The organism is Burkholderia sp. FW306-1C-G01B (assembly GCF_058781685.1).
Map to the genome: position 1 here is coordinate 1 of NZ_JBYSWZ010000007.1, position 15,138 is coordinate 15,138.

At 55.6% G+C, this 15,138-nt stretch carries 11 protein-coding genes and 2 pseudogenes; 7 read left to right on the top strand and 6 right to left on the bottom strand.

Translation table 11 applies throughout. From position 1 onward, the window contains the following. Together AC3WLY_RS15170 and AC3WLY_RS15175 are read right to left on the bottom strand one after the other, a co-directional pair. Nucleotides 1-213, bottom strand: a pseudogene (locus AC3WLY_RS15170) (ammonia channel protein); the annotation flags it as partial. Between the two features lie 37 nt (nt 214-250). After that, nucleotides 251-589, bottom strand: a complete 339-nt coding sequence (locus AC3WLY_RS15175; protein WP_006398175.1) for a P-II family nitrogen regulator — start codon at nt 587-589, stop codon at nt 251-253. A 354-nt stretch (nt 590-943) separates the two neighbouring features. Here AC3WLY_RS15175 and AC3WLY_RS15180 point away from each other — a divergent pair, with 354 nt between their 5' ends. The 6 genes and pseudogenes from AC3WLY_RS15180 to AC3WLY_RS15205 all read left to right on the top strand — a co-directional run bounded on the left by AC3WLY_RS15180 (nt 944) and on the right by AC3WLY_RS15205 (nt 9,236). Continuing rightward, nucleotides 944-1,195, top strand: coding sequence for an accessory factor UbiK family protein (locus AC3WLY_RS15180; RefSeq protein ID WP_034179125.1), 252 nt, complete (start codon nt 944-946; stop codon nt 1,193-1,195). Nucleotides 1,196-1,407: 212 nt separating this feature from the next. Further along, nucleotides 1,408-2,412 (top strand): annotated as a pseudogene (locus AC3WLY_RS15185) (YifB family Mg chelatase-like AAA ATPase); the annotation flags it as partial. A gap of 827 nt (nt 2,413-3,239) precedes the next feature. Next, nucleotides 3,240-5,177, top strand: coding sequence for a hypothetical protein (locus AC3WLY_RS15190; protein WP_492310340.1), 1,938 nt, complete (start codon nt 3,240-3,242; stop codon nt 5,175-5,177). After that, on the top strand, nt 5,170-7,269 hold the full coding sequence (locus tag AC3WLY_RS15195) for a site-specific integrase (RefSeq protein WP_492310339.1): 2,100 nt from the start codon (nt 5,170-5,172) through the stop codon (nt 7,267-7,269). The genes AC3WLY_RS15190 and AC3WLY_RS15195 overlap by 8 nt, the downstream gene beginning before the upstream one ends. A gap of 307 nt (nt 7,270-7,576) precedes the next feature. Next, nucleotides 7,577-7,825 carry a hypothetical protein gene (locus AC3WLY_RS15200; RefSeq protein WP_492332686.1) on the top strand — a complete coding sequence of 83 codons (249 nt, stop codon included), beginning with the start codon at nt 7,577-7,579 and terminating at the stop codon, nt 7,823-7,825. Continuing rightward, the gene (locus AC3WLY_RS15205) at nt 7,818-9,236 is read left to right on the top strand and encodes a tyrosine-type recombinase/integrase (protein ID WP_492310337.1); all 1,419 of its coding nucleotides are present in this window, start codon (nt 7,818-7,820) and stop codon (nt 9,234-9,236) included. Before AC3WLY_RS15200 ends, AC3WLY_RS15205 begins: the two co-directional genes overlap by 8 nt. A 184-nt stretch (nt 9,237-9,420) precedes the next feature. On the opposite strand, the gene AC3WLY_RS15210 is transcribed toward AC3WLY_RS15205, so the two are convergent. From AC3WLY_RS15210 to AC3WLY_RS15220, 3 genes are all read right to left on the bottom strand, one after another. Beyond that, a complete protein-coding gene (locus AC3WLY_RS15210; RefSeq protein ID WP_492332687.1) occupies nt 9,421-9,555 on the bottom strand; it encodes a hypothetical protein in 135 nt (44 codons plus the stop codon). Between the two features lie 58 nt (nt 9,556-9,613). Then, on the bottom strand, nt 9,614-11,818 hold the full coding sequence (locus AC3WLY_RS15215) for a hypothetical protein (RefSeq protein ID WP_492310336.1): 2,205 nt from the start codon (nt 11,816-11,818) through the stop codon (nt 9,614-9,616). Nucleotides 11,819-11,908: 90 nt separating this feature from the next. Further along, nucleotides 11,909-13,207 carry a hypothetical protein gene (locus tag AC3WLY_RS15220; RefSeq protein ID WP_492310335.1) on the bottom strand — a complete coding sequence of 433 codons (1,299 nt, stop codon included), beginning with the start codon at nt 13,205-13,207 and terminating at the stop codon, nt 11,909-11,911. A gap of 349 nt (nt 13,208-13,556) precedes the next feature. On the opposite strand from AC3WLY_RS15220, the gene AC3WLY_RS15225 reads away from it, so the two are divergent. Further along, nucleotides 13,557-14,303 carry an H-NS family nucleoid-associated regulatory protein gene (locus tag AC3WLY_RS15225; RefSeq protein WP_492310334.1) on the top strand — a complete coding sequence of 249 codons (747 nt, stop codon included), beginning with the start codon at nt 13,557-13,559 and terminating at the stop codon, nt 14,301-14,303. Nucleotides 14,304-14,580: 277 nt separating this feature from the next. Here AC3WLY_RS15225 and AC3WLY_RS15230 read toward each other — a convergent pair whose 3' ends face one another. Further along, on the bottom strand, nt 14,581-14,901 hold the full coding sequence (locus AC3WLY_RS15230; RefSeq protein ID WP_492310333.1) for a hypothetical protein: 321 nt from the start codon (nt 14,899-14,901) through the stop codon (nt 14,581-14,583). Nucleotides 14,902-15,138 lie beyond the last annotated feature (237 nt).

Consider the following 15,138-nt stretch of genomic DNA (forward strand, 5'->3'; position numbering starts at 1 on the left):
GCCCGAAGCCGGTGCGGCGGCGGCCGCTGCGGCGGATGCGTCGGTTGCAGCCGGCGCCGAAGCTGCCGGAGCAGCGGCAGCCGATGCGTCGGAAGCCGTTGCGGCGGGCGCGGACGCAGCCGCGGCGGACGCCGCGTCGTCGGCGAGCGCGGGGCCGACGCCGGCCGCGATCAGCGAGCCGGCCATCAGCAGGGACATCAGAAGTTTGCGCATCTTGGGTTTCCTCTTGTCGCTTGTCTTGTCTGTTCTGTTACAGCGCGTCAGCGCCCGTCTCCCCGGTGCGAATCCGGATCACTTGTTCGATCGGCGTGACGAAGATCTTGCCGTCGCCGATCTTGCCGGTGCGCGCGGCCCGCTCGATCGCCTCGACCGCCTGGTCGACGAGATCGTCGGACACGGCCGCCTCGATCTTCATCTTCGGCAGGAAATCGACCACGTATTCGGCGCCGCGATACAGCTCGGTATGCCCTTTCTGGCGCCCGAACCCTTTCACCTCCGTCACCGTGATACCCGAGACGCCGAGCGCCGACAGCGCTTCGCGCGTCTCATCGAGCTTGAACGGCTTGATGATTGCGGTAATGAGTTTCATGAAGTCCTCTCGCTGGGTTGTCCCGTCGAATTGGTTGGATGTTGTAACGGACTCTTCTCAGCAACTCGCATGCCATGTTCGTCCGAGCGCCGTCTCGAAGGGCTCTGTAACGGGGTCGCATCCCGTGATGTAAGGCGCGGAAGCCCGGCCGAATGGCCAACATGGCCCGGTTTGCTGGCGCGGCGAAAGGATCGTTGCTAGAGTGCACGCACGTCCCGGCTCGCCGGGACATTCACCCATGCGGGCGCCATGCCCGGAATTCGCGCTCCGGGCGCACCATTTCCGGTCATGCGTGCATCATGGGCACGTACGCAACTGAAGATGCACAATTTTTGTGCAAGGAAGGGGAATCACATGAAGCAACCCAGCGACGTTTTCCACGATCTGCAGTCGCGCGTCAGCGATCTGCTGAAAAACTCGCCGGCCAAGGACGTCGAGCGCAACGTGAAGGCCATGCTGTCGCAAGGCTTCTCGAAGCTCGATCTCGTCACGCGCGAGGAATTCGACACGCAGGCGCAGGTGCTCGCCCGCACCCGCGTGCGCCTCGAGGAACTCGAAAAGCGCGTCGCGGAGCTCGAGCAGAAGCTCGCGGCACCGCAGGCCTGACGCCCGCCGCCCCGAATCCGTACCGCCGTTCTTCGTAGTCCGTCGTTCTTCGCAGCTCCCCGCTCTTCGCTGTTCATCGCTCTTCGCAGTCCGTCGTTCCGCAGTCCCTCGTTCTTTCCCCGCGCCACGCCGGCAAGCGCGCACCGATTCCTCCGATTCCCGCGGCATGCGGCCCCGACGGCCGTCGCCCGTCCGTTTACAGGAGCCTCGCCATGTCGCTCGCCGTGGTGCGCAGTCGCGCGCCCGCATCCGGCCGCGCGCCGGACGTTACCGTCGAAGTCCATCTCGCCAACGGGTTGCCGTCGTTCTCGATCGTCGGCCTGCCCGATCTCGAAGTCCGCGAAAGCCGCGAGCGCGTCCGCGCCGCGCTGCAGAACTGCGGATTCGAGTTCCCCGTGCGCCGCATCACCGTCAACCTCGCGCCGGCCGATCTGCCGAAGGAGTCGGGCCGGTTCGACCTGCCGATCGCGCTCGGCATCCTCGCCGCGAACGGCCAGATCCCGGCCGATGCGCTGGCCGGCCGCGAATTCGCGGGCGAGCTGTCGCTGACCGGCGCGCTGCGGCCGATGCGCGGCGCGTTCGCGATGGCGTGCGGTGCGGCACGGGACTGGCGCGCGAGCGAAACCGGATCGGGCCTCGGTTCCGGTCCGGGCCCGGATTCGGTCGCCCTGTCCGGCTCCGCGGCAACGGCGCGCCCGCCCGAGCTGTACCTGCCGCTCGACAGCGCGGCCGAGGCGGCGCTCGTGCCGGGCGTCACGGTATTCGGCGCGCCCGACCTGCCCGCGCTGTGCGCACACCTCGCCGATGCGCCCGACGGGCGACTGATGCCGGTCGCGGCGCCCTGCCTCGACGGCCTGCCGGCGCCAGCCGCGCCCGACCTCGCGGACGTGGTCGGCCAGCGCGGCGCCCGGCGCGCGCTGGAAGTCGCCGCCGCGGGCGGTCATCATATGCTGATGGTCGGCCCGCCGGGGGCCGGCAAGTCGATGCTGGCCGCGCGGTTGCCTGGCCTCCTGCCGCCGCTGACCGACGACGAGGCGCTGACGTCGGCCGCGCTCCTTTCCGCGAGCCGCCTCGGCTTCTCGCCCGCGCAATGGCGCCGGCGGCCGTTCCGCGCGCCGCATCACTCGTCGAGCGCCGCCGCGCTGGTCGGCGGCCGCAACCCGCCGCAGCCGGGCGAAATCACGCTCGCGCACCTCGGCGTGCTGTTCCTCGACGAACCCGACGGTTCGCTTTTTGGTGGCGGTTGGTCAAACGCACAGGAGTCAAGCCAGAGTTGAGTCTCCGGGCTTTGAGCCTAATGAAAGTACCTTGACAATTGTCAAGGAGAAGGAACTTCTGTCACGCAAAACCAAAGAGCCTTGGAAGGCAGACCTTAGACCGTTGCGAACGGGAAACTAGCCCCTATGGTTCTTCAAAGTCTTTTGTCGGACTCCGGCTACACGCATCGCGGCATTCGAATCTCCCCCTTTAATCCCCCTGAGCGGTCAACATAACCCGCCTCAAGATATGGTTGATGGTCACCGCGCACTTTAATCGACGCCAATACACTCGCTACACAAAATTATAGTTTTGTTATATCTACAAATTACATCAATAGCAAAAAACTATCCGGCATAGATTAGCTGATAAATACTCCGAATTGGACCCTCTTTTGAGTCATAGGCATGATGAGCCCGTTCTATCTAGGTGGTCCGTCATGACTGAGCCAATTATCAGCGACATCTCCGCGTACCTAGACTTCCCATTCGTGAAGCTAACTGGAAAGGCGCTGAGCGCAATCGACAGCGCGACACGGGGAGCTGAACCATGGGTCGCTCGACAGATGTCGAAGATAACTCGTTGTCTCGAATGCTTTCTTCAAATATCGGATGGTCCCACTCTAAGTGCGAGTGAATCCTGGGTTGCGAACAGTAGCACGTTAGGAGCTTTTATAGGCGCCTTAAACTCACCCTCGTTCTTAAAGGCAGATTCCTCATCAGCACGATGCGCGTATATACGTGCTGGGGTCTATCTCATAACAGCTCTCGGCGTACGCGAGTACCTCTTGACTGCTACTCGCTCGGAACGAAAGCATCTTCTCATCAACCTCACCGCGCGATTTCTAAACACTCCTCTTCTCGAAGAGGCGGTTACCCTTTGGCGCGCTTGGCCCGTCAAATCTCTCAAGGGGCCGAGAAGCTGGCTCCCTCTCTACTGTGTCTATCACGCGCATGGGTTGGAGGTTGCGAATATTCTGCACCGAGCTTGCGAAGACTATGTCGCCGTCAGAAGACTTCAAAAGATTCCTGGCCTAAAGGAACTTGCGCGATTTATCGCTCAGCTGCCATCATTTCGATTCGAAGACGCAAATCACCCCGATAGCTCATACGATTTTTTTTACAGATTTTACAGATTCTATGTCGAGGCGAGGGGCGAAACCTGCAAGCCACAGACGGTTTTAGCGGACTGGACACGAGGATTTTATCCGTTTGCAAAATCTGCCTTGATTGGCGCCGGACTATTTGCGGCACCGGCTGGGGGAATGCCAGGCCCCTTACCAGAGGAAAGACCCGCTAGAGCGACCAATAAAAGCGACGAAAAGCTCATTATGCCTTTACCGCCCGAGTTGGGAACGTATGAGGCACTCGCTTTTCTGCGCGAGGAGATTCCCCAAGGGCTTGGCGTCATCCACGCCTGGGCTACCCAAAAGTCCCGCGACCTCTACGAACGAGTTAAAGCGCGTCGTCGTCACGCTCGCAAGGGGACTGCCCGATTGAAACAACAAAAACAATCGCGCACGGAAAATGGCAGATATCTCGTGAGCCGCGCCAATCCAGCTTGGTACGAAAACGCATGCGCAACCTACGAGCAATACGGCCACATCGCGAGAGACGATTACGCCGCTCTGCAGGTTCTTTTCCCCCAGAATCTTGACGACGTCGCTTATGAACTGGGAATTCCAACTGCTGGCACACTCTTGCCGCACGCGACCTTACTAGTCCATGAGCATCCACAAATTAATCCCGCCTTTCTCGAAACGCTGGAGTTGTGGAACGAACACGACCACTTGACGGGCCTCCGGCGGCTCGGAAATGTATGGTATCTATTTGGTTACAAATGGCGCAGGGGTAGCAAACGCGCTCGCCAGCGGATTCAGCTGACGAAAAAGTCTTTTCGCTGGATTATCGAAATTCTGAGGATAACGGCGAATGTTCGAAAACACCTTCGAGCTGCTGGAGACCCGAACTGGCGATTCCTTTTCCTAACATGCGCAAAGGGATTTTCGACACCAACCCCTGTGACTCGATTTAGCCCGCTCACTTCAGGGCAAGAAAATGTCGACCGATTCGCCAGCGAATTTCTTGCAGCCGGCGCGAGCACCGCTGCTCAGGCCCAGTTGCTCGCCAGCAATTTTTCGCTACTGAATATCCGAGGCACCCGTGGAATTTGCATCTTTGTCGAAACCCACAGTGAAATCGAAATGGCAAAAGCGCTCGGGCATGCTCGTCGTTCGAAGGTCCTAAATCATTACCTGCCCGCGTCCGTCGCGGGCTTCCTTCGCATTCGATGGATGCGCGCGTTCCAGACACGCATGGTCGTTCACATGACAGACGGCACCGCCCATCAACTACAAGCGAGCGGGCTATCGACTCAGCAGGCCCTTAACAAATTCTTGCAGAACCATCCCTTCCCCGACATCGACCGCCTTACCCACGCACATGGTGGCCCCGCGCCTGCGAGCCCAAGGCCCGCTCAGCGCGAGGGTACATTCGTTATCAACTGTGGCTCAGGCACCCTAACCGTATTGACAAACATCATCAGAACGGTCAACGAGGCGAAACAGCCAGTAACTGCCGACGCGAAATACTGGGCATCACTTTCGCGACATGTGCTCGACTACGTGAAGGTCCACTCTACGCGACAACCCGCAATCGCGACTGCGCTGCAATACGCCGAATCACACAATCGCAATCTCGATTTGACCAAGGCTGTGTATGCATAGCAACGCACCCGCCGCTCCCGTCGCCTCTTCACCAACAGACCGGTTTCTTGGTGAGTTGCGAAATCAAACGAGTTGGCTTGTTACCCCATGGGGCGCGTCCAAAATGGTCGCGAGGTTCGGGCCAAACAATGAATACCATCTAGACTTCTCGCTGGAAGCATTTGCCGGCCAGTTCGCGAGCACGCATGCTCGTCAGCAGTTGATTAATGACATTTATGACTTTCTGTGCGTTCAATCGCACCACTCCGCCAACTCAAAACATGGACGTTCGGCGAATACGCAAAAAGAGAGCATCAAAGACGCGCTCTACATTGTCGATTACTTACTGCTGAACGGGCAACGGCTCAATGTATTCGACTTTGGTTTCGGTGCAGTGATTGGGATGCACCTGAAACAGCTCCTCGTGGCACGAGCGAGCACCAGTGATTTGCTGACGGGGCTCATGCAATGGCCTCGCCGTCTTGCAAATTTTCTGACAATCAAAGCTAGAAGTCTGTCCGCTGAGGCAAAAGACGCCGCCATATCCGAATGTCCTCAGTTGGCCGCCATCGACGTTCCTGAGGAAGAGCGCGTACTTGGCTTAACCGAGGACCTACTGATACGGGCACGGTGTTGGCTGTGGCACAACGGGTACTACAGGGTCAACTATGCACATGACTACTTGTTTACGCCGAGCTTCAGTCGCTTGGGCAAGCAAGTTTATGCCGGAACAATCTGGATTGGCCGCGAAGAAGTCAAGAAGTCGGCTTTCGACGAGTTGTGCGTAGGTCCGACCGAACGCCAACGCAGAGAGTGTCCTGGCGTACCCGTACGAAGTTCTGCCGTGGACGATGCATGCGGTCAACGTGACTATGCACGGTTTAAGCGAATACTTCTGCGGTCAAGACTTATTGCGAATGTCGGATGCGGTTTCCCGCTTAAATCACTGGACGAGGCCGAGGCATTCGAACTCTCTGACGCAGTTCGCTTGAAACCGGATGGGCGCTATGTTTCAGTCCCGCCTGCGTATGCGTTGAAAATCGTGGGAAACGGTATTACGTTCTTTCTGGAGCACAGTCGCCATCTCCTTAGTTCATACGCCAACGCTGTCATCGCAGCAAAAGCAGCATCGAAATCAATTTCCCAATACGTTTCCGAGAGGGGTATTGTTCATCTCCTTCATCCAACGACCAAGATGATGGGAGTAGTGAACTGGTCAGTGTCAGAAAATTTGAATGCTGAGCGGCTTTCAAAAAGAAATAGAGATAAGGTTCCCCCAGCCCAATTTTTCAGATGTTTCCGAGACAACCAAGGACTGCGGGAATGCGTGCAAGCGTTATATGGGGCAATGCAGCTTGCAATCGGTCTATTAATGGCAGCTAGACAGGGTGAGCTTCTCGACCTGCCGCTTGCCTGCTTAGACGAATCTAGGGAATGGATGAGTTTGTTGAGTCGAAAGACAGGATTTGACGGCCTTCGAGATGAAGATGAGCGCCCGATTCCGTATATTGGAGCACGGATAGTACGACGGATAAACGCATTCCATAAATTGCTGAGAAATCACGGGGTCAAAACGCCGGACGCTCTCTTCGCATTGCCAAACATAGATGGCGGGTTCTCGTTATCCACCCGCCAATACAATAGAGCAATCGACCAATTCATAGACTACGTTGAGGCTCCTAAAACAGCTGACGGGAAACGCTACTATATTCGCCAGCATCAGCTTCGTCGTCTATTCGCGCTACTCTTTTACCTCGCTCCATATTACGGCGGGCTCGAGGACCTTCAATGGATGCTCCGACACATCGACCCTCGTCATCTTGAGCATTACATCACCCATGCTCTTCCCGGCGCGCAGCTCAGTTCGATAAAGGCAGAAGCGCTCTCCATTGTTCTTAGAGATAACGAAGAGAAGCTTCTCGACCTGAAGGCTTTCGTGAACAAGCATTTTGGGACACGAAATATCGACCTGATGACCTTTGAGGGTTTTCAGGAGTATGTGTCTTATCTCACCGAGAAGCAGGATGATGATTCGTTGGTCGTATCTCCTGTTTTTTACGACACCCCGGACGGCTGCAAATACCGAATTGCGCTGGCAATCTTCGAAGACTAAGATGGAATTTAACTGGCTAAACGTGGGCTCCACCGAAAGAGACCAGAATCCTATTTCCGGGCGGAGGGAGCTACTGCTCGCCTTACTAAGAAGTAACCCACCGGAGAATATCGACAAAGAAACGATAATTTCCGTCCTTTCAACCCAACGTGGGCTCGCAAAACTTTCATGCGAGACGCTATCAGTTCGGCCAATGTCCCTGAATACCCTAAAGAAGAGCGCAAGCGGAAATAAAAGTTCATGGGCCCAGCTTGATGCCCTCCGCCTTAGGGTCGTGAACGAATTGCGTCGACCCATCGAAGTCCCGATGGAACCACCGCGACGCACCATTGCGTGGTATAAGAAAAGAATGGAAGAGCTGGAGGAGAAGCTCGCAATCGCGCAAGAAGACCTTGTTGTTCTCACGCGCGCCTTTGATAGAGCCTTTACCAACGCTCGTTCTATCGCTCGCAAGTCCGGCGATGCTCGATTGATGGCCATTTGGACCAGCGAGGAGGATGCGATTAGAAATGAACTTGCATATATGAATCGCCACAAGGGGACACCCGGTGATTAATGGTCGACTTCATGCGATTGCACGAGAAAGTTTCGAGGTATTCTCAAGTCTCGATGCTGACGATTCACTTATGAGTCGGTCTGCCGGCCAGTTACCGATAGTGGCGTGGCCAAATGGCCGAACTTGCGTCGAAGCGAACATTCATTTTAACCGCCTGCTCGACAGGGGCTATTCTCTCAAGAGCGGAGGCGGGACGCTTGCTACGTACGCCACACATCTCTCGCCCTTGCTTCGTTATTGCTTCCTTTCGGGAAAGTCACCGGATAAGCTCACGGATGCTGACTTCAGGCTGGCACTCAGGCAGCTGGGCATCTTCGATGTAAACAAGGGGCGACCCAAAAATAATCGCACTACTATCATCAAGATAGGGGCGGTATGGTTAGACTTTCTAGTATTTGTTGGTGAATTTTACAATCTCGACAGCTTTGTGGCTGAAATGGGTACGATTAAAGGCCGCAAAGAACGGTACGTCGTTAAGCTAGCAAATGGCAAGTTTGCCTACGGAGAACGATGGTCCCATCCCGCGTTTCCGCCCGAACGAGAGCCCGAAGCATATGGCATGCCGTTCAGCGACTCTGACGTCGCGAAATTGCGAGAAGCAGCTGATGACCCGACCGTGGATAATTTCGTCCGTCAAAGGCGATTAGTAACAATCGAGCTATTGGATGTCCTAGGCCTTAGGCGATTGGAAGGGGTGTTACTGCGAGTTAGCGACATCGAGTCGGCCCTCAAAGCCGACGCTGCCGCTGAAAAACGCGGGGACGAAGAATTTACACCTAGCATAACCTTCCGCTCTGTAAAGAAACGAGGCAATCGACTGTATCAGCGTTGCGTTCCGGTCAATCGAATCACGATGACTTTTCTTCGGGGTTACAACGAGCTCCGCAGGCGACATCTCAAAGTTCTCGGTGTAAAGGAGTCGCCAGACTCCGCGTTTCTTGTAAGTAGCTCGACTGGCAAACGTCTTCGCGCAAACACGTTGACGCAGGAGCTTGCAATTCTAGGAAAGAAGGCGGGGATTAAAGGCCGCTGCAGCCCACATATGATGCGGCATCGATTTGTCACAAACGCATTTATTAGGCTGATTCAAAGCCACCAGCTCAATAGCGCCGATGACTTTCAACGAATGCTACTTGATTCGTCGCGCTTTAAAGCTAAAGTCATGGAATATGCCGGCCATGCCTCGGAAGACACACTAAACAGGTATATTCATCTAGCCTTTGACCAAGTGGCGTCTTTCAAGAAGGTTGAGGACAGAGTTGCATTGGAGAACGCCCTCGACGCACTAGTTCGCCTGAAGGAGCGGTATCGAGCTGCACAGTCCCGTGGCGAATCGACCGAGCAATACCCAAGCGCAATCGTGCAAGCCGTGGAGGAAATAGAAAGGCTTCGTGCCCATGTCAGCGTCTAAGCGCTTCGTCTTCCGCTCCTCCGTTCCTGTCGAGCTCTTCTGCCGAAGAGAATTTCTCCGCGACTTCAACGACCAGTGTGGTGGTTGACCAGCTTAGCTTTGTCGGCCGGCGAGACTAGCTCTCGCAGGTAGTTTTGAAACCAAGCTTAGGCGGCGGCACAATCCGAGTCACTTCTAGGCTTCTCTATGCCTCCAATCTTAGTACGTGCAGTCGATGATGAATGAGCTCTCCATCAAACAAGCCGTTGACCTTCTGGATGATTTCATCGAGGACCGCCTCTTCCGTTGCCTGGACCACACCGCTGCCGATGGCATCCATCGGCAGCAGCTTTGGCGCCTCACAGTGCCCGGTGTTTCAGGGGGCTGTTCCGCATAGCTCACTCATCCATCTCTGATGCAAGCACAGATAGCCAGCTTGGGAGTGATTTTGCCCTCTCGCGAACATTGTGCATGTGCTCGGGCATCAGCGTCACCCGACGCATTGCCAATGCGAGCATGAACTCTGGCAAAGCTTGACCGGCTGGCGCGTCATGGAGGTCCATCAGGCGCAGTATCAGGCGCTGCATATCCGCGCTGAGGTCCGACCTAGAAGCGAAGTTTAGTTCCGGTTTGTAAGCCGCGCGCAGTAACGCCGCTTGGATGGCCGGGTCATTGAAGCGCGTGAAATTCGCTGGCGATATCAGGGTTTGCTGAAAGAGCCCGCTCACCAGGCTCGTGTCCCCGTCCTTTGCGCCACCTGAGCGACATGCTTCCAAGAAGACTGACACCGTCAGCAAAACGCCGGCACCCAGGTCGTCTCCAGAAATTGCCGTCTTCGTTTTCCATAGCAGAAAACCTGGGGACATTTGAAGCGGAGAGCCATCAAATGACGGAAGGAATGTGTGTTTGTCGGTTAGACCGTTTCCTTCTCGAAAGAGATTCAATCGCTCCCTGAGCGCAGGTGGAGCGATTATGTCGGTATCCTCACATTCCGCCACTACATGGGCGAGTATCTTCGACTCCTCGGTCCAGTCAAAATCGATATCTCCCTTCCCCACGGGTAGTTGCAGGGAGCACTTAAAGTGATATGCACAATCGTCGGCGTTCAGCTGCAAGTCATTCCGAAGTTCTTGTAACCTAGCCTGACTTTCCGGTAACGCGGCAATGGCCAGAAAAAGTCTAGGCCCCTTCGGTTGCAATGTGCGCAACGCAGCACTTATCTGCTTAAAAACAAAACCATTGCCGATGATTGGAGACGCGGCCACGACCCCCGCCGTCGAAAAAAAATGCTTCGCTTCATCACTTGGTCTGTCTAGCTGAAGACTATCGAAGATTCGAATGTCCGCCTCCGGCGACTTCTCCAACAAGAGTTCTCGGATACGTTTAGCCATCCGCTCCCCTTCGCCCTGTCCGGCTCGCCCTCCTTCCAAGGTGTCAACGGGATATACAACTGCGATGTCTCCCGCAACTGCATAGTTGGTCAGCCAGTTTCGAAGTAAACATCCGCCCGATTGGTCATCTAAGCAATACCTATCAACTAAAGCGCCAACGTCGAAAGACATCGACCAATAGAATCCACCAACTGGACGCCGTCTACCTGGCCGCACAATGTGGTCTTTCGCAAGTGACGCGAGGCTTAGCTTTCGTCCGTCGTCCAACGCACCGTGGGCGAGTCTAACCGGTCTTGGTCGGAAATTTTGGTTCAAGAACCGCTCGCCGATAATCTTTACGGATTCACACCCAGGCGGTATCTCCGGAACATCTGGCTCGAAGTTAGGCCGTAGCCCCTCCAAGGCCGGTGCCCCTTTCAGGGCACGCGGAATTTGGAACAATGAACTGGAGCTCATCGCGCTTTGGTTGGCATGGGAGCCGTTTGGCTCCAGTAACAGTAGGGTGCAACACTCCACATGCCTTGTACCAATCCTCTCGTATACGAGTCTCTCAAGCCCCCCTGATGTTGATGCTGAGATTATGACGAACGCAGGCCCGGAGTCCACGATACCGTCTGACAGGCCTTCATAGGACCGAAAGCTCTCGATAACGTAGCGGCTCTTGGGATTATGCTCACGACGCATCGAAATCAGCGCCTGGGCGAGAGGCCAAATGCTCATGGAGTCGATGAGTACACGTACCTTTGAGTCGATTAGGTTGTCACAATATTCGCGGAATCGCGCAAGCAGCCTAAGTGCCAGTAGCTCAATCGCTGCGGTGCAACTGAGCAAGCTTTCAGTTCGAATGAAGTGAGAAGAATGTCGCCCGGAGAGTTTGGCAAAGAAGAATCCTGGCGGCGCTGCGGCGACCACGTTCCCTGCAGTCACTTCGGACGAGATGTGGCTGCGTACTGCGGGCACGAGTATCTCGCTCGTCCCATCGACTCGCAATTGGCGGTCTTCATTTTCGACGTGATAGATATGGCCACTGCCCGTATAGGAGAAGAGCCAGACCTTGCAAAGCGCCCCAATAACTTCCCGTGCCTCGATACACTCAGATTCGCCCATCGACTGGCGGAGGCTGGTCGCAGATTTTCTGTCCGCCAACACAACGAGCGCAGGGGCAACGACGTTGTCGGAAGACCAGTCCTTGAAGGCATGCTTGATTTCCACCCAACTGGGTGTATCCGACCCAATGAACAGGAGCAGTGAGCTCTTTGAGATGCTTTCGGGCCCAGAGAACGGAATAAATAGCATCGTTGGTCAGACCGGCAGGAGAATTGAATATGCTGTGCCTTCCACCGCTCCAACTTGTTCGTGCGTCCATGGTCGAAGAAAGAAAACCATCTGACCATCCTGAAGGAACACATGCGTCCCATCGTCGAGACGGACGTAGTCGTCGTGCGGTTCCGCTCTTCTGAGCTGAAGTTCGATGTCCCCGATGGCTGACTGCGTACCAAACAGATACCCCAGACGGCCGGTGCGCAAGCGTAAGAACCCATTGCGCTTTCGCAAAAGGCTGGCCACGCTGAAGAGCCCGACTCCCCTCAGTGCATTGCCGGAGGACGTCCGCCATTTTTTGAAGCATTCAATGACCGCATCTTCTTCCTCATGCAAAGGAATTTCATCCAACTTGCTCACTGAACGTTTGTTCTGCGGTCGGTTAGCAAGCCATCGACGGGCTAGCCCGGGCCCTGAGTCGACCATACTCAGTTCGATGAAGCTCAGCTTGCGTGCTTGTCCATCGCGCGAGCTCGGTATGACGTCCTTTTGCACCTTCGGATGTGTTGTCAGGTTGTGCAGTAGGTAGGCCTGGATATGCGAATTTCCACCGGCAAACATTTCCAGATTGTCGTCGTCGATGTCACGGAGCCTGACCGTAACCGCCCGAACTCCCTTGTCATATTCCACGCCCTTGTGGTCTACGCGGGCCCACCAATCTGAATTCTCAACGAGTTCGCGCATCAAGTGTGCTAAAGGCTCAGAAACCTCTCGCACGTAGCCGCCGGGCCAACGCGGCGCCAACTGCATAAGAATGTCTTGAATTACGACACGGATATCACCTTCCGGCCTTACGCGCCACTGTGTCCGATATTGCTCATAGAACGGCCTTATGTACTCGCGTTTGCTGCCTTGAACACAAATTAGGTTCGCTCGCCCCTCGCTAGTGTCGTGAGTGCGCTGGAAATCGAAATTGTCCATCGCATCGAGGAAGGCAGCGTATCCCCTCGCTTCACGACGTTTTAGCAAGTTGTGAGACTCATCGTAGAGCTTACCGCCCAACACCCAAGCGGCTAGAACGTGAGGTATGCCGAGTTGTTTTTGAAGCGTTGCCTCGAAGTTTGTCGACGACGCATCGAGGGTCGAGAAAAGAACGTTTTCGGCCGTATCTTTGGAACGGGCCCATGTGACAACGAACTGCAGCAGCGCTGCTTCGGCGCAGAACGAGGTTACGCCCGGGGATGTTGCGGACGTGGGAACCTCGAGTTCGCGTGCGCCTTCTCGCTCGAGTTCGGCGATGGCACGTTCGATACTTCGGATATCTGGTTCGGGAATTCTCATCGTAACGGGCAGCTCCAACTCTATCTGGACAGCAACGTTGCGAGTATCGCGGAATTCAGTGTTGCGGTAAGGTTGCCGCTAAATTTCCCGCCACCGATATGCTGGAGAGCAACGCTGTCGGCGAGCAAGAAATCGTCAGATGCGTCAATCATAGACCCACGGTCGTGGCCCTGCACGTCCTATGTAGGCAAGGTCTCGAAAATTTGTCTTGTCGGAAAGACCGCCGGGCGCCAACGCCTCACGCGACAAGCTGCGTGTTAGGGGAGAGAGCTCAACCACGATTGTCGCTCTGGCGTAGTGGAAAGCGTGTGTGGCATAGTGCAAACATTATTTTTGGAAGGTTGAGACTATGACTACGCTTGAGAACATACAAACGCGAATCGCAAAGCTACAAGCCCAGGCCGAAGCGCTGGTCGCAAAGAAGTCGACCGAAGCGTTGGAAAAAATCCGTGGGCTGATGGAGAAGCATGGAATTACAGCGGCCGACATCGAAGCGCATGTTGGCGGAAAACATCGTGGCCGGAGAACCGGCATCAAAGCTGCTGCGAAGCCTGCCGCTTCGGCAGCGAAATACCGTGACCCCAAGACCGGTGCGACGTGGACCGGTCACGGTCGCGCGCCGGGATGGATTGCGAATGCCAAAGACCGGAGTAAGTTTTTGATTGATGGCGTGTCGCCAAAGGCGACCTCCGCCGCTAAGAAGTTTGCATTGAATGGCGGCCATTTGCAGGGCTCGCTGCCACCTCTATACCGCGACCCGAAAACGGGAGCAACGTGGAGTGGCCGAGGCCGCGCGCCAGCTTGGCTGGCGGGAGCCAAGGACCGCTCCAAATTCCTGATTGCAAAAGCAGATGTAACCGCCGCAGAACCGAAGGCAAAAGCGGCAAAAAAGACAGCAGCGGCCAAGAAGGTTTCCAGCAAGAAGGTAGCTGCCAAGAAAGTAGCGGCAAAGAAAGGCACCCCGGTCGCCAAGAAGGGGACGGCGAAGAAGCCCGTGGCAAAGAAAGCGAGGAAAGTAGCGGCCAAGAACGTGGTGGGCGCGGTCGAGCCGGTGCAGGCAGCCGAGGCGTCGGCTACTACACCCGCTACCGCATAAGCGCTGGCCCTCGCAGCGCCCGATAACGTCGAATCGAGCAGCCTCGCAGTCGGCGCTGCTCGAAACTGATTTCGATGCCAAGTTCTGCGCCGGCAACTGTTCCGTACAGTAGGCTACGCGGGACTTGGCGCGGTGACCACCCTGAGAATCTGTACAGAATCTGTACAGTATCTGCTCAATTCTGAGCAGATACCCATAGGGCTGACTGAGTGCCCAGATTAGGTTTGCCCATGACCCGACGGCGAGCTAAACCATCTGCGAAGACCGTCAAGAAATTTTATAGGTGCTTCGTAACAAAAAGCTTGAAGAAAAGAATCGGATAGCTGATGGGCCAGAAGGCGATGGTTGACAGTTTCGCAGAGGCTACATTACTGATGGTGTTATACATGGGATGCCATTCAATCAGTCGTCGCAAAACGACACGGCTGAGGAAGATTCCTTCCGCAACGTAACCAATGACACCAACCGACCTCGGAACGTCGTGAACGTTGTGCGTAATGCTGAATAGCAGGAGCAACCCAAAGAAGCATGCAATATAGATGCCCAGAGCCCGTGTCAGACTCATCCCGCCTTGGTGGCCGCGTTCCACGTCAGACATTCATCCCCTCCATTTGAATTTAACCGACCTAGGTAAACAGTTATCGGCATTCGTTCGCTCGACTTGAGAGGTTTTCGGTAGCCCTCGTTAAGAAGTTTATCGCACTCCGGCCGACATTTCGTCTTTTGACTATGGCGGGGACATCTACGATTTTTTGATGACTGTTGTTGTTCGCGTGACAAATTATTTTTTGTGATGTTTAAATGATTCTTCGGCGCGTGCGTTCTCGCAATGTTT